The 19,108-nt window shown below is 71.9% G+C and carries 16 protein-coding genes; 12 read left to right on the forward strand and 4 right to left on the reverse strand.

The window, feature by feature from the left end; translation table 11 throughout:
• Positions 1 to 127: 127 nt before the first annotated feature.
• On the reverse strand, positions 128 to 1,132 hold the full coding sequence (locus AB0J69_RS36600; RefSeq protein ID WP_364127149.1) for an LLM class F420-dependent oxidoreductase: 1,005 nt from the start codon (positions 1,130 to 1,132) through the stop codon (positions 128 to 130).
• 89 nt (positions 1,133 to 1,221) lie between these two features.
• On the opposite strand from AB0J69_RS36600, the gene AB0J69_RS36605 reads away from it, so the two are divergent.
• On the forward strand, positions 1,222 to 2,640 hold the full coding sequence (locus AB0J69_RS36605) for a sulfatase (protein WP_364127152.1): 1,419 nt from the start codon (positions 1,222 to 1,224) through the stop codon (positions 2,638 to 2,640).
• A 15-nt stretch (positions 2,641 to 2,655) separates the two neighbouring features.
• On the opposite strand, the gene AB0J69_RS36610 is transcribed toward AB0J69_RS36605, so the two are convergent.
• Positions 2,656 to 3,354: an FCD domain-containing protein gene (locus AB0J69_RS36610; protein ID WP_364127154.1), complete on the reverse strand. Its 699-nt coding sequence runs from the start codon at positions 3,352 to 3,354 to the stop codon at positions 2,656 to 2,658.
• A gap of 98 nt (positions 3,355 to 3,452) precedes the next feature.
• Between AB0J69_RS36610 and AB0J69_RS36615 the strand changes: the two genes are divergently transcribed.
• The 3 genes from AB0J69_RS36615 to AB0J69_RS36625 are packed head-to-tail and all read left to right on the forward strand — an operon-like array spanning position 3,453 to position 6,116.
• Entirely contained in the window at positions 3,453 to 4,184 is a 732-nt protein-coding gene (locus tag AB0J69_RS36615) for a (Fe-S)-binding protein (protein WP_364127157.1), read from the forward strand.
• Positions 4,181 to 5,572 (forward strand): lactate utilization protein B, encoded by a 1,392-nt coding sequence (locus tag AB0J69_RS36620; protein WP_364127159.1) that lies wholly within the window; start codon positions 4,181 to 4,183, stop codon positions 5,570 to 5,572. The genes AB0J69_RS36615 and AB0J69_RS36620 overlap by 4 nt, the downstream gene beginning before the upstream one ends.
• Entirely contained in the window at positions 5,559 to 6,116 is a 558-nt protein-coding gene (locus AB0J69_RS36625; protein WP_364127160.1) for an LUD domain-containing protein, read from the forward strand. Before AB0J69_RS36620 ends, AB0J69_RS36625 begins: the two co-directional genes overlap by 14 nt.
• On the opposite strand, the gene AB0J69_RS36630 is transcribed toward AB0J69_RS36625, so the two are convergent.
• Positions 6,106 to 7,119 carry a Vms1/Ankzf1 family peptidyl-tRNA hydrolase gene (locus tag AB0J69_RS36630; protein ID WP_364127162.1) on the reverse strand — a complete coding sequence of 338 codons (1,014 nt, stop codon included), beginning with the start codon at positions 7,117 to 7,119 and terminating at the stop codon, positions 6,106 to 6,108. The genes AB0J69_RS36625 and AB0J69_RS36630 overlap by 11 nt on opposite strands.
• 3 nt (positions 7,120 to 7,122) lie before the next feature.
• Positions 7,123 to 7,530, reverse strand: coding sequence for a DUF2795 domain-containing protein (locus AB0J69_RS36635; protein WP_364127164.1), 408 nt, complete (start codon positions 7,528 to 7,530; stop codon positions 7,123 to 7,125).
• Positions 7,531 to 7,606: 76 nt separating this feature from the next.
• Here AB0J69_RS36635 and AB0J69_RS36640 point away from each other — a divergent pair, with 76 nt between their 5' ends.
• The 8 genes from AB0J69_RS36640 to AB0J69_RS36675 all read left to right on the forward strand — a co-directional run bounded on the left by AB0J69_RS36640 (position 7,607) and on the right by AB0J69_RS36675 (position 19,102).
• Positions 7,607 to 8,686, forward strand: coding sequence for a GNAT family N-acetyltransferase (locus tag AB0J69_RS36640; RefSeq protein WP_364127166.1), 1,080 nt, complete (start codon positions 7,607 to 7,609; stop codon positions 8,684 to 8,686).
• A gap of 79 nt (positions 8,687 to 8,765) precedes the next feature.
• Positions 8,766 to 9,941 carry a precorrin-6y C5,15-methyltransferase (decarboxylating) subunit CbiE gene (cbiE, locus tag AB0J69_RS36645; protein WP_364127169.1) on the forward strand — a complete coding sequence of 392 codons (1,176 nt, stop codon included), beginning with the start codon at positions 8,766 to 8,768 and terminating at the stop codon, positions 9,939 to 9,941.
• Positions 9,942 to 10,011: 70 nt separating this feature from the next.
• Complete coding sequence (locus AB0J69_RS36650) at positions 10,012 to 10,857, forward strand: sirohydrochlorin chelatase (protein ID WP_364127171.1); 846 nt, start codon at positions 10,012 to 10,014, stop codon at positions 10,855 to 10,857.
• Positions 10,858 to 10,870: 13 nt separating this feature from the next.
• A complete protein-coding gene (gene cobT / locus AB0J69_RS36655; protein ID WP_364127173.1) occupies positions 10,871 to 11,941 on the forward strand; it encodes a nicotinate-nucleotide--dimethylbenzimidazole phosphoribosyltransferase in 1,071 nt (356 codons plus the stop codon).
• Positions 11,942 to 11,983: 42 nt separating this feature from the next.
• Positions 11,984 to 12,979 (forward strand): agmatinase, encoded by a 996-nt coding sequence (speB, locus tag AB0J69_RS36660; protein ID WP_364127175.1) that lies wholly within the window; start codon positions 11,984 to 11,986, stop codon positions 12,977 to 12,979.
• A gap of 80 nt (positions 12,980 to 13,059) precedes the next feature.
• Positions 13,060 to 14,292 (forward strand): uroporphyrinogen-III C-methyltransferase, encoded by a 1,233-nt coding sequence (gene cobA / locus AB0J69_RS36665; RefSeq protein ID WP_364127177.1) that lies wholly within the window; start codon positions 13,060 to 13,062, stop codon positions 14,290 to 14,292.
• An 896-nt stretch (positions 14,293 to 15,188) separates the two neighbouring features.
• Complete coding sequence (locus AB0J69_RS36670; RefSeq protein ID WP_364127179.1) at positions 15,189 to 17,483, forward strand: dynamin family protein; 2,295 nt, start codon at positions 15,189 to 15,191, stop codon at positions 17,481 to 17,483.
• Positions 17,480 to 19,102, forward strand: a complete 1,623-nt coding sequence (locus AB0J69_RS36675; RefSeq protein WP_364127181.1) for a GTP-binding protein — start codon at positions 17,480 to 17,482, stop codon at positions 19,100 to 19,102. Before AB0J69_RS36670 ends, AB0J69_RS36675 begins: the two co-directional genes overlap by 4 nt.
• Positions 19,103 to 19,108: the final 6 nt, after the last annotated feature.

Here is a 19,108-nt window from a genome sequence, read left to right on the forward strand (position 1 = left end):
GGCCTGGTGGCGGGGGCGGTGGCGGCCCGGCGCGCGGCCCGGGTCTAGGCCGGGGGGGGCGCCGGGGCCGCCCGGCCCGCGCCCGGCGTCGCCACCGTGATCAGCCGTTCCTGCGTCGCCGCCCTGATCAGCCGTCGAGCACGAGGTCGCGGACGAGCTTCAGCGTCGGCTCGTCCCGCGGCCCCATGACCAGCAGGCTCGTGACCGGGCTGCGGTGCCACAGCTCGAGGCGCTCCTTGATCCGGCCGGGCGGGCCGACGAGCGAGATGCCGTCGGCCAGCTCGTCCGGGATCGCCCGGAACGCCTCGTCCTTGCGCCCCGCCAGGTAGAGCGACTGGATGTGCTCGGCGGCCTCGGCATAACCCATCCGGCCGATGATGTCGGCGTGGAAGTTGCGCTGCTTGGCGCCCATGCCGCCGATGTACAGCGTGAGCATCATCTTCACGCCGTCCAGCGCGGCCCGGACGTTGTCGGAGATCATCACCATCACCATGGCGGCCACGTCGAAGCCGGGAGCGGCCCCCGACAGCGCCTCGCCGTACATCTCCTCGATCTTCTCGGGGAAGGCGAACAGCGGCAGCCACCCCTGCCCGATCTCCGCCGCGAGGGCGACGTTCTTGGGGCCCTCCGCCCCGAGGTAGACGGGGATGTCCGGCCTGAGGGGATGGGTGATGAGCTTGAGCGGTTTGCCCAGCCCGCCGGCCAGGGGCAGCGGGTAGTGCGGGCCGTCGCTGGTCACCGGCTCCTCGCGGCGCCACACCTTGCGCATGATCTCGACGTACTCGCGCGTCCTGGCCAGCGGGCGGGCGAACGGCTGGCCGTACCAGCCCTCCACGACCTGCGGCCCGGAGGCGCCCACGCCGAGCAGCAGCCGGCCGCCGGTGAGGTGGTCGAGCGTCATGGCGGTCATCGCCGTCGTGACCGGGGGCCGGGCCGAGATCTGGGCGATCGAGGTGCCCAGCTTGATGCGGGTCGTACGCGCGCCGTACCAGGCGAGCGGTGTGAAAACGTCGCTGCCGTACGCCTCGGCGGTCCACACCGAGTCGTAGCCGAGCCGTTCGGCCGCCAGCACCGACTCCGTCGCGTCGTCGGCGTTGCGCTGCCAGTAGCCGAGGTTCAGGCCGAGCTTCATAGGACACCTCCGGAATTAAGTTCTATTACGGTCGTGCTCGACCCGGGTGTCAATGGGATCTTCCGGGGAAGTCAGACTCTGTGCTCAAAGTGCTCTGTCGACTCGCCTGCCTGCTGCTTCTCCTGCCGGCGGCCGAGCCCACGATCGCCGAGGGCGACTCACGGCCGAACATCGTCCTCGTGCTGGCCGACGATCTCGAGAGCGGTACCCTGCCGAATTTCCCGAACATCACCCAGCACCTCGTCAGCCAGGGCACCTCGTTCGACCGCTTCTTCGTGACGAACTCCTGGTGCTGCCCGTCGAGGGCGTCGATCCTGCGCTCCCAGCACGTGCACAGCCACGGCGTGCTCACCAACACCGCGCCCGAGGGCGGCTTCGACCGCTTCCACACCCAGGATCTGGAACGTTCCACGATCGGCACCTGGATGCAGCAGGCCGGCTACCGGACGGCGCTGATGGGCAAATATCTCAACCACTATCCGGGAGCGTCGGCCCAGGAGTCGTTCGTGCCGCCCGGCTGGAACGAGTGGAACGTGCCGGTGCGCGCGCTCTACCAGGAGTACGGCTACCGCCTCAACGAGAACGGCAGCCTGTACGACTACGGCTGGTCCGAGCAGGACTACCTGTCCGACGTGCTGGCCCGCAAGGCCCACGACTTCATCACCGGATCGCAGGAGCCGTTCTTCCTCTACCTGGCCCCGACCGGCCCGCACAACCCGGCCAACCCCGCCCTCCGGCACCTCGACGCCTTCCCGACGGCCACGGCGCCGCGCACGCCCTCGTTCAACCAGGAGGACGTCAGCGACGAGCCGCTCTGGCTGCGCACCAGGCCCAGGATCCCGGAGCCGGCCATCGCCGGGATCGACGAGCGCTACCGCACCCGGCTGCGATCCATGCTCGGCGTGGACGACCTCGTCGGGTCGGTGGTCCGGGCCTTGCAGGAGTCGGGCAAGCTCGACAACACCTACATCTTCTTCACCTCGGACAACGGCTTCCACCTCGGGACCCACCGCCTCAAGCAGGGCAAGACCACTCCGTTCGAGGAGGCCATCAAGGTCCCGCTCGTCGTCCGCGGCCCCGGCGTCAAGGTCGGCGCGGCGGTCACGCAGATGGGCGCCACGATCGACCTGGCGCCGACGTTCGCGGAGCTGGGCGGGGCCACGGCGGCTCCGTTCGCGGAGGGCCGCTCGCTGGTGCCGCTGCTGAAGGGGGCCCCGCCGGGGGACTGGCGAAAACAGGTGCTGATCGAGTTCAGCCGGCCGGCCGACCCGTCGTCGGCGGCTCAGACGCCCGTGCCCGCCTATCAGGCGTTGCGGACCGAGCAGTACACGTATGTGCGCTACGAGACGGGGGAGCGGCAGCTCTACGATCTGCACGCTGATCCCTACCAGCTGCGGAACCTGGCCGAGTACGCCGATCCGGCGCTGGTGGCGCGGTTGGATCAGCGGTTGACGGGGATGGCGGGGTGTTCGGGGGCCACGTGCCGGGAGGCGGACCGGCGGGAGTGAGCCGCCGCTGGCGGATCAGCGGAACAGCGACGGGTACGCGTGCGCCAGGTGCTCCGAGACGGCCTGGGCGGCCTCGTCGGCAGCGCCCCGCTCGACGGCCTCCAGGATGCGTACGTGGTCCGCGCGCAGGACCGACGTGTCCCCCAGCCGTTGCACCGCTTCGACCGAGTACCTCCGCATCGAGTCGCGGAGTGAGCGCATGATGGCGGCGATGAGCCGGTTGCCCGACGCGTCCGCGATCGCGCAGTGGAAGGCCGTGTCGTGCTCCACGAACTCCTCGGCAGTCTTCGCCCCGTCCATCCCGTCCAGGGCGGCGGCCAGCGCGGAGGTATCGGCCCCGGCGGCGGCCGCCTGCGCGGCGGCCCACTGCTCGATCATGTGCCGGGCGTCGATGACCTCGCGCATCTCCAGGCTGGCCAGGCCGAGGTGCAGCCGGAGCAGGTCGGTCAGGGCGGAGTCCGGGCGCGAGGTGAGCACGGCTCCGGCGTCCGGCCCCCGGCCCACCTGCGAGGAGACCACGCCCAGCGTCTCCAGCACGCGCATCGCCTCGCGCACCGACGAGCGGCTGACGCCGAGCTGCTCGGCGAGCTGACGTTCGGCGGGCAGCCGGTCGCCGACGGTGAGGCCGTCCTCGGTGATGCGCCGCTCGATCTGGGCAAGAACGTCCTCGAACGTCCGCGTTCGCTTGACGGGGCGCCAGCCGGTGCCGTCCAACGAAGCCTCCTGGTGCCGGGGTGGATGGTGGCCGGAAGTGGTGTGGTTCGGTATGGTCTGACCATACTGTGGTCGGACCATACCTTGGAAGGAGAGTCGTGCGAGTCGCCCTGTTCATCACGTGTGTGAACGACACGCTCTTCCCCGGCACCGGCAAGGCCGTCGTGTCGCTCCTGCGCAGGCTCGGCTGCGACGTGGACTTCCCCGCCGCCCAGACGTGCTGCGGGCAGATGCACGTCAACACCGGTTACCGGGAGGAGGGCGTGCGGCTGGCCCGGCACTTCACCGAGGTGTTCGCCGGATACGACGCCGTCGTCGCACCGTCGGGCTCGTGCGCGGCCATGGTGCGCGAGCAGTACCCGAAGCTGGCCAAGCCGGGCAGCAGGGGAGCGGTGGCGATCGCGGAGGTCGTCCCGAAGGTGTACGAGCTGTCCGAGTTCCTGATCGACGTCCTGAAGACCGATGACGTCGGCGCATATTTCCCGCACCGAGTGACATATCACCCGACGTGCCACTCGCTCCGGGGCCTCCACCTGGGTGACCGGCCCACCAGGCTGCTGCGGAACGTACGTGGCCTGGAGCTGGTGCCGCTGCCGGGATCCGAGGAGTGCTGCGGCTTCGGCGGCACCTTCGCGGTCAAGAACCCGGCGGTCTCCGCCGCGATGGGCGCCGACAAGACCCGGAACATCCTGGGCACGGGCGCAGAGGTGCTCTGCGCGGCGGACAACTCCTGCCTGATGCACATCGGCGGCACCCTGAGCCGCCAGCAGACCGGCGTCAGGACCATGCACCTGGCCGAGATCCTCGCATCCACGGAGGAGGCCCAATGAGCTCGACGTTCCTCGGCATGCCGGGAAGTTTCCCGGAGAACGCCAAAGAGGCCGTACAGGACTCCCAGCTCCGCTTCAACCTCCGCAAGGCCACCCACACCATTCGCGGCAAGCGGGCGAGCGTCGTCGGCGAGCTGCCCGACTGGCAGGAGCTCCGCGCGGCCGGCAAGGCGATCAAGGACCACACCCTCCGCAACCTCGACCGCTACCTGCTCCAGCTCGAGGCGGCGGTGACCCGGGCGGGCGGCACCGTGCACTGGGCCAGGGACGCCGCCGAGGCCAACCGCATCGTGACGGACCTGGTCAAGGCCACCGGCGAGACCGAGGTGGTCAAGGTCAAGTCGATGGCCACCCAGGAGATCGAGCTCAACGAGGCGCTGGCGGCGGCGGGCATCACCGCGTACGAGACGGACCTGGCCGAGCTGATCGTCCAGCTCGGCGACGACTTCCCGAGCCACATCCTGGTCCCGGCGATCCATCGCAACAGGTCGGAGATCCGGGAGATCTTCCTCGACAAGATGCCCGGCGTGTCGCCCGACCTCACCGACGACCCGCCGGCCCTGGCCGAGGCGGCCCGGCTCCACCTGCGCGAACGCTTCCTCAGGAGCAAGGTCGCGATCTCCGGCGCCAACTTCATGGTGGCCGAGACCGGCACGCTGGTGGTCCTGGAGTCGGAGGGCAACGGCCGCATGTGCCTGACCCTCCCGGAGACCCTGATCAGCGTCGTCGGGATCGAGAAGCTGCTGCCGTCCTGGCGGGATCTGGAGGTGTTCCTCCAGCTCCTTCCGCGAAGCTCCACGGGCGAGCGGATGAATCCGTACACGAGCATGTGGACGGGCGCGGTCGAGGGCCAGGAGTTCCACCTCGTGCTGCTCGACAACGGCCGCACCGACGTGCTCGCCGACGAGGTGGGCCGCCAGGCGCTGCGCTGCATCCGCTGCTCGGCCTGCCTGAACGTGTGCCCCGTGTACGAGCGCGCGGGCGGCCACGCGTACGGCTCGGTCTATCCCGGCCCGATCGGCGCGATCCTCACCCCGCAGCTCAGGGGCATGTCCTCCGAACTGGACGCCTCGCTGCCGTTCGCCTCCAGCCTCTGCGGCGCCTGCTACGAGGTCTGCCCGGTGGCCATCGACATCCCCGAGGTCCTGGTGGACCTGCGGGCCAAGGCCCCGCACGCGGCGGCCGAGCGGGCCGGCATGAAGGTCGCCGGCTGGATCTTCAACGACCACCGCCGGCTGGCCAAGGCGCAGCGCGCGGCCGGTCGGCTGCGCAAGCTCGTCCCCAAACGCATGCCCGGCCCGCTGTCGGCGTGGACCGACACCAGGGACATTCCTGAAATTCCGGAAGAATCCTTCAGAGACTGGTGGGAGCGGAATGAGCGCGCGTGAGGAGATCCTCGCCCGGATCGGCAAGGCCGTCACCGGCGCGGAAGACGTGGAGATCCCCCGGCACTACCGCACGGAGCGCCAGGGCGAGGGCCTGGTCGAGCTGTTCGCCGAGCGGGTGGACGACTACCGGGCGATCGTGCACGTCATCCCGGCGGCGGAGGTGCCGGGCAAGATCGACGAATGCCTCGGCGAGCGCCGCATGATCGTCCCCGACGGCTTCGACCGGGCCGGCGGGTGGAGCGACGTGAGGACGGCCGACGGCGTGGTCACGAACTGCGCCGTGGCCATCGCGGAGACCGGCACCATCGTCCTCGACCACGGCCCCGGCCAGGGCACGAGAGCGCAGACGCTGGTCCCCGACTACCACCTGTGCGTGGTGCGGGCCGACCAGATCGTGGCCGGCGTCCCGGAGGCCGTCGCCCGGCTCGACCCGGCCCGCCCCCTCACCTGGATCAGCGGCCCGTCGGCCACCAGCGACATCGAGCTGAACCGGGTCGAGGGCGTGCACGGCCCCCGGACCCTCGAAGTGATCATCAGTACCTGAGCACGGCCGCCACGTCCGGCACCGCGTCGGTGAACCACAGCTCGGCGTCCGTCATCGCGGCCGCCCTGGCCAGCGCGGAGTCCGAGCGCTCCTGGATCGGCTCCTCCACCCCCCAGCGGTGCAGCTCACCCTGGTCGGTGGCCAGCTGCGTGCCGCCCTCGCCTATCCAGACCGGCTTCGGCAGCTCGCCAGGCACGAGCACCGCGTGCACCCGGCCCTCGCGCAGGGCCTGCGAGACCCGGGCCATCCCGGTCGGGCCCGACGACTCCTGGTGCCGTTCGAGCAGCTCGGCCCGCCGGCGGTCGAGCCAGTCGTCGAGGGCCCGCTCCACGTCCGCCTCGAACTGGCCGTGGTCCTCGCGGCTGCCGTGCTCGACCATCGTCACCCGGTCGGCGGCCTTGGTGCCGAGGTGGTGCAGCAGGTACGAGCGCGACTTCGGCTCGCCCGCCACCAGGACCAGCTCCGCCCCGATGCGGCGTACCTGCTCGTCGATCTCGTGGGCCACGGCGACCGCGTTCTTCTCCCACGCCTCGTCCACGGCCCGCTCGTACCGCTTCTGCGACCAGCCGCCCTGCGCGGTCTTCTGCAGCGGCCACGAGGCGGCCTCGACGGTGGCCTTGCGCGGTGACCCGCCCCCGAACACGGTGATCTCGGCCCCCGCGTGGTCCACGATGACCCGGATGTGCGGCACGTTCTCGCCGCGCTGCATCAGCATGGGCGTGACGTGCGGCAGGGGGGTCCAGACGGCCAGCTCGGACGGCGCCCGCGCGAGCGACTCGGCCAGCACCACGTCACCGTGCGTGGCGAACAGCGCCCGCCCGGCCGCGGCCCGCAGGGCCTCCTCCTGGAGGGCGTCCAGGGTCGCCTTGTCGGCGTGGTGGTCGAGCTGGTCGCGTACGCCGCGCCAGTGGCTCTCCCGCTCGGGCCCGGTGAGCGCGCCCAGGTAGACGGACGCGTACGGGCCGCGCCGCTCGTACAGCGGCCGGATGAAGTCGAGCCGCACCGGTCACCACCTCCGCTTTTCGACGCCGATGCCGAGCGCCTTGGCGATGTCGGCCATGTTCACGAAACTGCGGTCGGGGAGGGCCTCGACCATGTCGATCACCGGGTCCGGGGCACCGTGGCGGTGGGCGCGTTCCAGCAGCTGGCGCTTGTCCGCCGGCCAGTGGGTGTCGCTCAGCCACTTGGCCAGGTCGCTGCGGACGTCGACGTCACGCTGCGTCATGCCTTCGGGGACGCCGGGGGCGTGACCGGGCGGGTACGACTGCCGCGGCTCCTCACCGGCCGCCGGCATGGCCTCGGGCTCCTTCCACTCCTCGGCGTGCGTCGAGCCGCCACCGCGCATCATGCCCTCGGTCTCGTGCTTCTGCTCGTCGTCCAGGCGGGGCCCGTGCTTGTCGCTCCCACGTTCCATAGTTCCCTCACTCCTCTCAGTGCGCCCCTACCCCCGCTTTCGTGGGCAAACATCGCGAGTGTGTAGCCTGCCGAGCGTGTTCGATCCTGACGTGAGCATCGCCACGGCACGGCTTACGCTGCGGCCATTCGGCCTCAAGGACGCGCGCAGAGTCAGCTCCATCGTGGGGTCCGGCGTCCAGTTCCTGCCGCCGGGCGCCCCGGCCAAGCGCTCGGGCGTGCACCGGTGGCTCATGCACGACGTGCACGAGCTACGGCGCTCGGGTCAGGGCGTCCACCTGGCCATGACCGACGCCGACGGGCTCATCGTGGGCGCCATCAGCCTGTTCAAGACCTCGTGGACCGCGGGCACCGCCGAGGTCGGCTACGGCGTGCACCCCCTCTACCGGGGCCGCGGCTTCGCCACCGAGGCGGTGCGCGGGCTGACCCACTGGGCGTTCACGACGGTGGGGCTGCGCAGGATCGACCTGACGGCTAACCTGGACAACCTCGCCTCGCTCCGCGTGGCCTGCAAAGCGGGCTTCACCTGGGAAGGCGTGCTCCGGGACGCGGTCTTGGACGGCGACGGCACGCACGACCTCGTCATCTTCGGCCTGCTGCGCCACGACAGCCGCACGCGCACCGCCGCCCTGCCCAGGACGGAGCTGCGCACCGAGCGGCTGCTCCTCCGGCCGCAGGGCCCCCAGGACGTCCGGCACCTGACGGACACCGCCGCGGACCCGCTGTCGCAGGCGTACACGGGCGTGCCCCGCGACTACACCGAGGAGCACGCGCGGGCGTACATCGCCCACGCGGAGCGCCTGCGCATGAGGGGTCTGGGCGCCGTCTGGACGGCCGAGGAGCTCGGCACCGGCCGCTACGTGGCGAACGTGGACCTGCAGCACCTCGACTGGGACAACCGGACCGCCGAGGTCGGCTACATGGCCGCCCCCTGGGCCCGGGGCAGGGGGTTCACCGGCGAGGCCGTGCGGGCGCTCGCGCGCTGGCTGTTCGAGCAGCACGGATTCAGCCGGCTCCAGCTGCGCGCCGTCGTGGCCAACACCGCGTCGCAGCGGGTGGCGGAGAAGGCCGGGTTCGTCCGCGAGGGCGTCGCCCGCGCCTCGCTCGGCGGCGCGGACATGGTCATCTACAGCCTCATCCCGTCCGACCTGGCCTGAGGGCACACCGGACTGACCCCCGCACCCTTTGTGAATCTCCTCCGCAGCCGTCACCCTTGAGGTGAGGACGGTGAGGCGCATGATCACGGTTGTCGGCTGGGACGGGTCCGAGCTCTCGGCCAGGGCGGTGGACAAGCTGCACGAGGCCAGGCTCGTCGTGGGGCCGGACGCCATTCTCGGGCAGCTCAGGCTCACCGCGGCGACCGCGGCCGACGGGTCGCTGCTGCAGACCCTCGACGACCACCTCGAACATGGCGAGGGGCCCGCGGTCGTGGTCGCGGAGGGCGATCCCGGATTCTTCGGCGTCGTACGCACATTGCGGGCACACGGCCTCAAGCCGGACGTCCTGCCCGCCATCTCGCTCGTCAGCCGCGCCTTCGCCTGCGCCGGCCTCAACTGGGAGGACGCCCTGGTCGTCGCCCCCTCCGGCCCCGGCCAGCTCAACCGGGCCGTGAACGCCTGCCGCGCCCATCCCAAGGTGGCGCTGCTCGTCGCGCCCGGCGTCGGCCCCGGCGAGATCGCCAGGGAGCTGGCGCCCACCACGCCGCGCGCGCTGATCGTGTGCGAGGACCTCGGCGGCCCCGACGAGCGGGTCACGCACAGCCGCATGGGCGAGGCCACCACCAGGCCGTGGAAGGACCCCGACGTGGTCCTCGTCATCGACCCGCTGCACCAGGCCAAGGAGCCGAGCTGGGTGGCCGGCGCCGGGCCGGGGCCCGCCGAGTGGGCGCTGCCGTTCGAGGGCGGGCTCCCGCCGGAGGTCAGGGCGTACGTGCTGGCCAAGCTGGGGCCCCGGCTGGGCGACCTGGTCTGGGACGTCGGCGCGGGCGTCGGCCATATCGCCGTCGAGTGCGCCCGCCACGGGGCGGCCGTCATGGCCGTCGAGCGGGACGAGCAGCGGTGCGCCCAACTGCGCTCCAACGTGCTCGAACACGGCGTGAAAGTGGCTCTGACCAGGGGACAGGCGCCCCCGGCGCTCGAGCCGCTGCCCGACCCCGACGCCGTCTACGTGGGCGGCGGCGGCCTCGACGTGGTGGTGGCCTGCGCCGCCCGGCGCCCGCGCGTTCTCGTGTGCGCGCTGAGCAAGGTCGAGCAGGTCACCGCCGTGCTGGACCGGCTGCGCGAGCAGGGCTACCGTGGCGAGGGCACTCAGATCCTGGCCTCGAAGCTGACCCTCAACCCCGACGGTTCCCACCGCCTGACCGCCTCTGACCCCGTTTTCGTGGTGCATGCGACACCTGCGCACACAGCGTGACCTGTTCCCTACCGGTGCGCATCGGTTATCCTCGCGTGACTTTGTCTAGCGCACCGGAGAATCCCTCACAATGAAGCCGCCGCTCCTGCTGATCGGGCAGGGCTCACAGGACGACGCCTACGCCGCGGAGTTCGGCAGGTTCGTACACCGCCTGCGCTGTCGACTCGACCAGACCGGAGCGGACGTGTCGGGGGGCTATCTGGAGCGGGCCACGCCCCGGCTGAGCGATTCCGTCGCCTCCCTGGTCGCCAGGGGTCACCACCGGCTCGTGGCGCTGCCGCTGAGCCTCAGCCGGGTGGGCGAGGAGTTCCCCGCCGCGATGGCGCTGGAGCAGCAGCGGCACCCCACGCTGATGTACGACTACGGCCGCCCCCTCGGCCCCGACCCCCGCGTGCTGGCGCTGCTGGCCGAGCGGCTCAACGAGGCCGCCGCCGAGATCTCCAAGCCGCGCGCGCTCGAACTGGTGGGGGCCAGGCCCCGGCTCCGCGCTGTGGACGCGATCCCGTCCGACGACCTCCTCACGCACGTCGAGCCGGGGGAGACCGCGGTCGTCCTGGTCGGCGAGGGCTCCACGGACGCGACCGCGAACGCCGAGATCCACCGCGTCTCCCGGCTGTTCTGGGAGACGCACGCCTACGACTTCATGACCGTCGAGACCGCGTTCGTGTCGGTCACCCCACCCGGGGTGCCCGGCGGGCTCGAGCGCTGCCGCCGCCTGGGGGCCAAGCGGGTGATCGTGGTGCCGTACCTGCTGTTCGCGGGCGGCATGCTCGAGCGCGTGTGGGCCCAGGCGCTGGCGTACGGGGCGGGACACCCCGATCTCGACATCCGCTGCGCCGAGGTGATCGGCGACTGCGAGATCCTGGCCGACGTCGTGATCGACCGATACGAGGAAGCGCTCCAACTCGTTCCCTAAGTGGAGGTTCGTAGTGCTCGCTGAGACACTCGCCGCGATCCGCCCGGCAGACGCGTCGGCGCTCGCCGAGGCCCGCGCCCATCAGGACCGCCTCACCAAGCCCCGCGGTTCGCTCGGCGCGCTCGAGGAGATCGCGGTGCGCCTCGCGGGGGCGGCCGGCACCAGCCCGCCTCCCATGCCGGCGCCGGCGGCCCTGGCCATCTTCGCCGCCGATCACGGTGTGCACGCGCGCGGTGTCAGCCCGTGGCCGCAGGAGGTCACGGTGCAGATGGTCGCCAACTTTCTTGCGGGCGGCGCGGTGGCCAACGCCTTCGCCGCTCAGGCCGGCGCGTCGGTGACCGTGGTGGACGTCGGCGTCGCCGCCGACCTGCCCGACGCGCCCGCCCTGGTCAAGCACAAGATCGCGTACGGCACCGCCGACCTGTCCAAGGGCCCGGCCATGACCGTGGACCAGGCCGTCCGCGCCCTGGAGGCCGGCATCGTCGTGGCCGGGGACCTGGTGGCCAAGGGCGCGCGCTGCCTGATCACCGGTGACATGGGCATCGCCAACACCACCGCCTCCGCCGCGCTGATCTCCGTCTTCACCGGCAAGGACCCGGCCGAGGTGACCGGCAGGGGCACGGGGATCGACGACGAGACGTACGAGCTCAAGGTCGGCATCGTCCGCGAGGCCCTGCGCGCGAACGCGCTGACGGACGCCTCGACGTCGCCCAGCGAGGCGCTGCGGGCCCTGGCCGCCGTCGGCGGGTTCGAGCACGCGGCCCTGGCGGGCTTCATCCTGGCCGGCGCCGCGGCGCGCGTGCCCGTGATCCTGGACGGCGTCATCGCCGGCGCCGCCGCCCTCGTGGCCGCCGCGCTCGACCCGGCCGTCACCGACCATTGCGTGGCGGGCCACCGCTCCGCCGAGCCCGGCCACGCCGCCGCGCTGGCCCACCTCGGACTGCGCCCGCTGGTGGACCTGGAGCTGCGGCTCGGGGAGGGGACGGGCGGGCTGCTGGCGCACCCGATGGTGTGCGCGGCCGTACGCGTGATGCACGACGTGGCCACGTTCGATTCGGCGGGAGTGACCGAAAAGGGCGTGTGATGATGGAGACACTGGAGGTGCTCAGTGTCTCGATATGGACCGATGTACGGCCCTGACATCACGTTTCTCGGCGTCGACCGATGCGACGTCAACGACCCGGCGAGCTACGAGGGCGCCGACGTGGTGATCATCGGCGCCCCGTTCGACGGCGGCACCTCGAACCGGCCGGGCGCCAGGTTCGGCCCGATGGCGCTGCGGCAGGCCTGCTACCTGCCGCACGACGGCTCCCGGCCCAGCCTGGCGCTGCGCGTGGACGCCCTGCGGGACCTGCGGGTGCTGGACGCCGGTGACGTGGAGTGCTACTCGGGCGACGTCGAGGGGGCGCTGGCGGCGATCGAGGAGGCGGTGCACCGGGTGGCCGCCTCCGGGGCGATCCCGCTGGTGCTCGGGGGCGACCACACGGTGGCGCTGCCGGACGCGCGGGGCACGGCCAGGGCGTACGCGGCGGGGCGTACGTCGATGATCCACTTCGACGCGCACGCCGACACCGGGGACATCGCTTTCGGCCACCTGTACGGCCACGGCCAGCCCATGCGGCGGCTCATCGAGTCCGGGGCCATCCGCGGCGACAGGTTCCTGCAGATCGGGCTGCGCGGCTACTGGCCGGAGCCCGAGACGCTCGGCTGGATGGCTTCGCAAAAGATGCGTTCCTATGAGATGACCGAAATTGTGGCTCGCGGGCTTGACGAATGCCTGACGGAGTCCTTCCGGATCGCGCTCGACGAGTGCGACCAGATCTTCCTGTCGGTGGACATCGACGTCTGCGATCCCGGCCACGCGCCCGGCACCGGCACTCCCGAGCCGGGCGGGCTCACGGCCAGGCAACTCCTCGATGCGGTTCGCCGGATCTGCTATGAAATGCCGGTGGCCGGAATGGAGGTGGTCGAGGTGGCGCCGCCGTACGATCACGCCGACATCACGGCCTACCTCGGGAACAGGGTTATCCTTGAAGCCTTGTCAGCGATGGCCAGACGCCGTAAGGACGATGAGGGCGGGCCTCGCTGGGATCCCCGGCAACCTCTTCTCGACGGTCGTTAACCCGTGCGCAGCAAATGACACATGCGAAGCCGGTAGGTTTAGCTGCTAAACACAACCTTCGCGAATGGGAGATTCCCCCCATGGGTCCCTACCTCCTCGGCCTGCGGCTTTCCGGCCGCCGGGTCCTCGTCGTGGGTGGCGGCCGTGTCGCCCAGCGGCGCGTTCCCGCGCTGCTAGAGGCCGGTGCGGAGGTCACCGTCGTGTCGCCGTCCGTCACGCCGGCCCTCGACGACCTGATCGCCGCGGGCCGGGTCACGTGGCACGCCCGGCCCTACGAGGTCGGCGACTGCGACGGGGCCTGGCTCGTGCAGGCGTGCACCGATGAGAGATCAGTCAACACGGCGGTCGCCGCCGAGGCGGAGGCCAAGCGCGTGTGGTGCGTGCGGGCCGACGACAAGGACGCCTCCGCCGCCTGGACACCCGCCACGGGGCGGGTCGACGAGATCAGCGTGGCCGTCACCGCGGGCGGCGACCCGCGCAGGGCCGCCGGCATCCGTGACGCGATCGTCGAGGCGCTGCGCGACGGCACGGTCGACGCCCGGCGCAACCGCACCAAGCCGGTCGGCGTGGCCCTCGTCGGCGGTGGCCCCGGTGACCCCGGCCTGATCACCGTGCGCGGGCGGCAACTCCTCGCCCAGGCGGACGTGGTGGTCGCCGACCGCCTCGCGCCCCGGGCGCTGCTCGACGAGCTGGCCCCCGACGTCGAGCTGATCGACGCCGCCAAGGTGCCCTACGGCCGGTCGCTGTCCCAGGAGACGATCAACGAGCTGCTCGTGGACCGCGCCAGGCAGGGCAAGTTCGTGGTCCGGCTCAAGGGCGGCGACTCGTTCGTGTTCGGGCGCGGCGGCGAGGAGATGATCGCCTGCGCCCAGGCCGGCATCCCGGTGCTGATCGTCCCCGGCATCACCAGCGCCGTCGCGGTGCCCGCCGCCGCCGGGGTGCCGGTGACGCATCGCGGGGTGAGCCAGGAATTTCACGTCATCTCCGTGCACGTGGCGCCCGACGACCCCAAGTCCACCGTCGACTGGCCCGGCCTGGCGCGTTCCCAGGGCACGCTGGTGCTGATGATGGCCGTCGAGCGGCTGGCGAAGGTCGCCGAGGCCCTGCTTCGCGACGGACGTTCGCCGGAGACTCCCGTAATGGTGGTACAGGACGGTACCCTTCCGACCCAGCGGGCGGTAATCGCTTCGCTTTCCACCGTGGCCGACCGCGTGTCCGCGGCTGGGATACGGCCGCCGGCGATCGTCATCGTCGGCGACGTCGTGAGGGTCGGCCAGGAGGTCGAGATGGTTCGAGCGGAGCGCTTGCCGTGAACACGGCCATGGATGACGGGCGGCACGAGTCACCCGGGGAGCAGACGTTGAGCTTCCGCCCGGTGACGGATGATGACCTCGACGAGGTCCGGGACGACGACGCCCTGGACGGCGAGGGGACGGCGCGCGACAAACGCGCCGACCCCGGCACGCCCGACGGGCCCGACCACCCGGCCCCACACGACCCCCGCCCCGACCAGGCCGCCCGCGACGCACCGGCCGGCTCGGCCGGCCGCGACCCGCGCGCCGGATCGCCCCAGAGCGATGCCCCGGGCGGATCAGCCGGTCGCGATGCCCGGGACGGTTCGGCCGGGCGCGATGCTCGCGACGCTTCGGTCCGGCGCGATGCCCGGGCCGAGGCTGCCGACCGTGAGGCCGATGAGGGCTCTGCCGGTCAGTGGTTCCGTGGCGAGTCCGCCGTCCGCGGGGCTCGTGAGGAGCCCCCTGCTCGGCGGCCTTCCCTCTTCGAGAAGCCTGCCGCGCTGCGGCGCCCCCCGGCGGCCGACGGCCCCTCGGGGCACCGGCCACCGCCGGGCTTCGACGACCAGCCGGCCCCTGAGGGGCGGCCTGGCGCTCAGGGACGACCTAGCACCCAGGGTCGGCCGGACGCTCAGGGAAGGCCTGGCGCCCAGGGAAGGCCGGACGTTCACGGACGGCCGGATGCCCAGGCACGGCCTGGCGTCCAGGGAAGGCCTGGCGCTGAGGGGCGGCCGGACGTCCAGGGACGGTCGGACGCTGAGAGGCGGCGGCCGCGTCCTGGGGCGTGGCCCGGCCCTGAAGGGCAGCCAGGCGATGACGGGCGGCTAGGCGCTGGGGGGCGGCCGGGTGCTGGGGCGTGGCCGAGTTTCGAGGAGCCGGAGCCTTCGTCCCCATCCTCGGAACGCCCCTCGCTCTTTGTGCGGCCCGCCGCGCTCGGCGGTCCCGGCGCCCGTACGACCCCGCCCGCCTCGGACGGTGCGGCACCGGACACCGCGAGGCCCTGGGACAGGCAGGAGCCCCGCGACGAGCAGCCACCGGCCACGGACGCGTCCTCCGCCGAGCCCCAGCCGCCTGTGACCGACGAGGAGCCGTCCGCCGAGACCCGGCTCCATGCCGGCGAGGAGCCGCCTGCTGCTGTCGAGCCCGCATCCGACGCCGACCCGTACGCGGCGGAGGAGCCGGTCTCCGAGGCAGACTCCCAGGTCGAGCCGGCTTCGTCAGACTTCGCTGAGGCCACCGTGGGAGCGGAAGTCGCAGAGGAAGCGGAAGACGCGGAGCCGGACGAGCGCGCGGACAGCGGCCATCCCGCTGACGTCGCAGACCTGGCGGGCCGCGCCGAACCGGCGGACAGCGACGAGCCTGCCGAGGACGCCGACCCCGCACAAGCCGCAGACCACCGCCTTTCGGACGCCAACGACACTGCGGACACCGCGGACGCCGAGGACACCGAGGATGACGGTGAACCGGCGGACGATGCCGACGAGGGCGAGGGTGACACCAGCGCTTCCGCCGGCACCACCACCTCAGACGATCCCAAGACCGCCCCGGGCAAGGGCGAAGTGCTGGAGGAGTTGCCCGCCGAGGCCGCCGAGGCGCTGATGTCGGCGCTCGACGCCCTCCGCGAGAGCATCGCCGACCTGCGCTTCGGCCTGGACCTGCCCGGCTCGGAAGAGGCCAAGCAGGCGCAGGCCGAACTGCTGGCCCAGCTGGAGGACTACGTCCTGCCCCGGGTGCGGACCAGCGCCGCCCCCGCCCTCATCGTGATCGCGGGCTCAACGGGCGCCGGCAAGTCCACCCTGGTCAACAGCCTGGCCGAGAAGAACGTCTCGCGCACCGGCGTACGCCGCCCGACCACCGGCACCCCCGTCCTGGCCTGCCACCCCGAGGACCGCAAGTGGTTCGCCGAGGGCGAGCTGCTCCGCGGCCTCGAGCGGCTGGACAAGCCGGAACCGGAGGCCGGGATGCGCAGCCTGGTCATCGTCGCGACCGAGAAGCTGCCCCAGGGCGTGGCGCTGCTCGACACTCCCGACATCGACTCGGTGGTCGAGGAGCACCACGACGTCGCCCACCGCATGCTCGACGCCGCCGACCTGTGGGTCTTCGTGACCACGGCGGCCCGCTACGCCGACGCCCCCGCCTGGAACCTGCTGCGCCTGGCCAAGGAGCGCGGCGCCCGCCTGGCGATCGTCCTGTCGCGGGTGCAGGAGAAGTCCGCGGACGTGGTGCTCAAGCACTTCGTACGCATGCTCACCGAATACGGGCTGGGCGACATCGACAGGTTCGTCATCCACGAGTCGAAGGTGGCCGACGGCAGGCTGCCCGACAACGAGGTGACCGACCTGCGGCTCTGGCTGGCCGAGCTGTCGGTGGACGAGGAGCGGCGGGCCCAGGCCGTACGCGAGACGCTCAACGGCGTGCTCAACAGCTTCCGCACCCGCGTACCCGCGCTGGCCAAGCACCTGGAGGCGCAGGTCGCGTTCAGGGCGGAGCTGCGCGGCGACGTCGAGGCGGCCTTCCGGGGCGCCCTCGTCGAGATCGACAAGACCTCGAAGAACGGTTCACTGCTGCGTGGTGAGGTGCTCGCCCGCTGGCAGGACTTCGCGGGTTCCGGCGACCTCATGCGCTCGCTGCAGGTGCGCAAGCGCAGCCGGGCGGCCAAGCAGGCGCCGGAGCGCGTGCTGGCGTTCAAGGGGGCGATCCGCACCGGGCTCGAATCGGTGATCGTCGCCGCCGCCAACCGTGCATCGGAGGAGGTCGTCGCGCGCTGGCGGCACCGTTCGGAGCTGGGGGCCAAGCTCGGGGAGAACCTCGACAGGCCGTCCGACAATCTCGTACGCCACACCGGCCGGACCATCGCCTCCTGGCAGGAGCATCTCAGCGAGCTCGTACGCACGGAGGGCGTGGCCAAGCGGTCGGTGTCGAAGCTGGTCTCGTTCGATCCGGACTCGCTCGCCCTGATCTTCATGGTCGCCATGTTCAGCGGTGGCAACGGCGAAGGCGTGCCGCACCGGCTGGTCAACGCCCTGCTCGGTGCCGAGTCGCTGCGCGGCATCGGCGCCAAGGCGCTCAGCGATCTGCGGGCCAGGATCGGCGTGCTGTTCGACGAGGAGGCCATGCGTTACGTGCAAGCGCTCGACTCCGCGGGCATTCCCGACGAGTCCGTCGCGACCCGGCTCTATCAGGCAACGTACAACCTCGAGGTCGCTCGATGACCACCATGACCACCAGACCGGGGCTCGCTCCGCGATTGGCCGCGCTCACCAAGGTGGTGGAGCTGGGCCCGGGGCGACTGGACAAGAAGCTGCTCAACGAGGCCAACGGCCTGCTGCTGCGGGCCGGGGACCGGCTGAAGCTGTCGTCGGAGCACACCGTCGTCGCCCTCGCGGGCGGTACGGGCAGCGGCAAGTCGTCGCTGTTCAACGCGATCTCCGGGCTTGAGCTGTCGCCCACCGGCGTACGCAGGCCGACCACCGCCCGCACCCACGCCTGCGTGTGGGGGCTGGAGGGCGCTGGGCCGCTGCTCGACTGGCTGCAGATCCAGTGGCGGCACCGCTTCTCGCGAGCCAGCGCGCTCGACAAGGGCGACAGCCAGCTCCACGGGCTGATCCTGCTCGACCTGCCCGACCACGACTCGATCAGGGCGCTCACCGACACCGAGGCCGACCGGCTCATCGGGCTGGCCGACCTGGTGGTGTGGGTGCTGGACCCGCAGAAGTACGCCGACGCCTCCACGCACCGGCGCTACGTGACGGAGCTGGCCGGGCATGACGCGGTGACCGTGTTCGCGCTCAACCAGGCGGACCGGCTGACCACCGAGGAGCTGGCCGAGCTGGTCATCGACCTCAACGACCTGCTGCGCAGGGAAGGCGTCGAGCACCCCAGCGTCGTACCGACCTCGGCCGTCACCGGGCGGGGCGTCGAGAGCCTCAAGAGCGTCATCGCGACCGCGGTCGCCCGGCGGCGCGCCGCGATCCAGAAGCTCGAAGCGGACCTGCACCGGCTGGAGCAGAAGCTCAGCCAGTCCATGCCGATGGGGGAGGCGCTGTCCGCGCCGTCCACGGTCGACGAGGCCCGCCGGATGGGGCTGACGGACGCGTTGTGCGACGCGGTGGGCGTGCCGGCCGTGGGCGAGGCCATGGAGAACGTCTACGCGGAGCGGTCGAGCCGCTGGGTCGGGTGGCCGTACCCGAGGTGGATCGGGAAGTTCCGTACCGACCCGCTGAAGAGCCTGCGGCTGGACGACGTCGGTGAGGAGATCCGCGGTATCGCGACCACCTCGGTGAGCGCCCAGTCGGCCGAGGTGGCCAACGCGGTGCAGGCCCTGGCCGACGGGCTGTCCATGGGGATGCACCCGGTGTGGCGTACGGCCGTGCACCAGGCGGCCCGATCCCGCTCCGGCCAGCTCCCGCAGGCCCTGACCGAGGACCTCGCGGAGGTGGCCCCGCAGCTCGACCGGGTGCCGGGCTGGTGGCGGGCGCTCAAGGTGTGGCAATACTTCCTGGTGGTGGCGTTCGTGGCCGGCCTCGCCTGGCTGGTGGTCGGCCTGCTCATGCCCGGGCAGCTGCCGCCCTCGCTGGAGTTGCTGGGCGAGAGCGCGACGCTGCCATGGGTGGGGCTGATGATGGCCTCCGTGCTCGGGCTCGGGGCGTTGTCCGGCATCGCGTCCCGGAACTTCGTGGAGCTCGGGGCGTCGCGGGAGCGGGAGCGGCTCGAGCGGGAGATGAGACGCCGGGTCGCGGCGGTGTCGGCCACCATGGTGGTCGAGCCGGTGGAACGCGAGCTGGGCCGCCACCACTCCTTCTACACGGCCATGCGGGACCTGTCGGTGTGACGCCGA

It is taken from the genome of Nonomuraea sp. NPDC049709 (assembly GCF_040674815.1).
GTDB lineage: Bacteria > Actinomycetota > Actinomycetes > Streptosporangiales > Streptosporangiaceae > Nonomuraea.

Coding starts and splice junctions, on each gene's coding strand:
- AB0J69_RS36600 (WP_364127149.1), bottom strand. CDS start 1,132: ATGAAGCTCGGCCTGAACCTCGGCTACTGGCAGCGCAACGCCGACGAC.
- AB0J69_RS36620 (WP_364127159.1), top strand. CDS start 4,181: ATGAGCTCGACGTTCCTCGGCATGCCGGGAAGTTTCCCGGAGAACGCC.
- AB0J69_RS36625 (WP_364127160.1), top strand. CDS start 5,559: ATGAGCGCGCGTGAGGAGATCCTCGCCCGGATCGGCAAGGCCGTCACC.
- AB0J69_RS36635 (WP_364127164.1), bottom strand. CDS start 7,530: ATGGAACGTGGGAGCGACAAGCACGGGCCCCGCCTGGACGACGAGCAG.
- cbiE (WP_364127169.1), top strand. CDS start 8,766: ATGATCACGGTTGTCGGCTGGGACGGGTCCGAGCTCTCGGCCAGGGCG.
- AB0J69_RS36650 (WP_364127171.1), top strand. CDS start 10,012: ATGAAGCCGCCGCTCCTGCTGATCGGGCAGGGCTCACAGGACGACGCC.
- speB (WP_364127175.1), top strand. CDS start 11,984: ATGTACGGCCCTGACATCACGTTTCTCGGCGTCGACCGATGCGACGTC.
- cobA (WP_364127177.1), top strand. CDS start 13,060: ATGGGTCCCTACCTCCTCGGCCTGCGGCTTTCCGGCCGCCGGGTCCTC.
- AB0J69_RS36675 (WP_364127181.1), top strand. CDS start 17,480: ATGACCACCATGACCACCAGACCGGGGCTCGCTCCGCGATTGGCCGCG.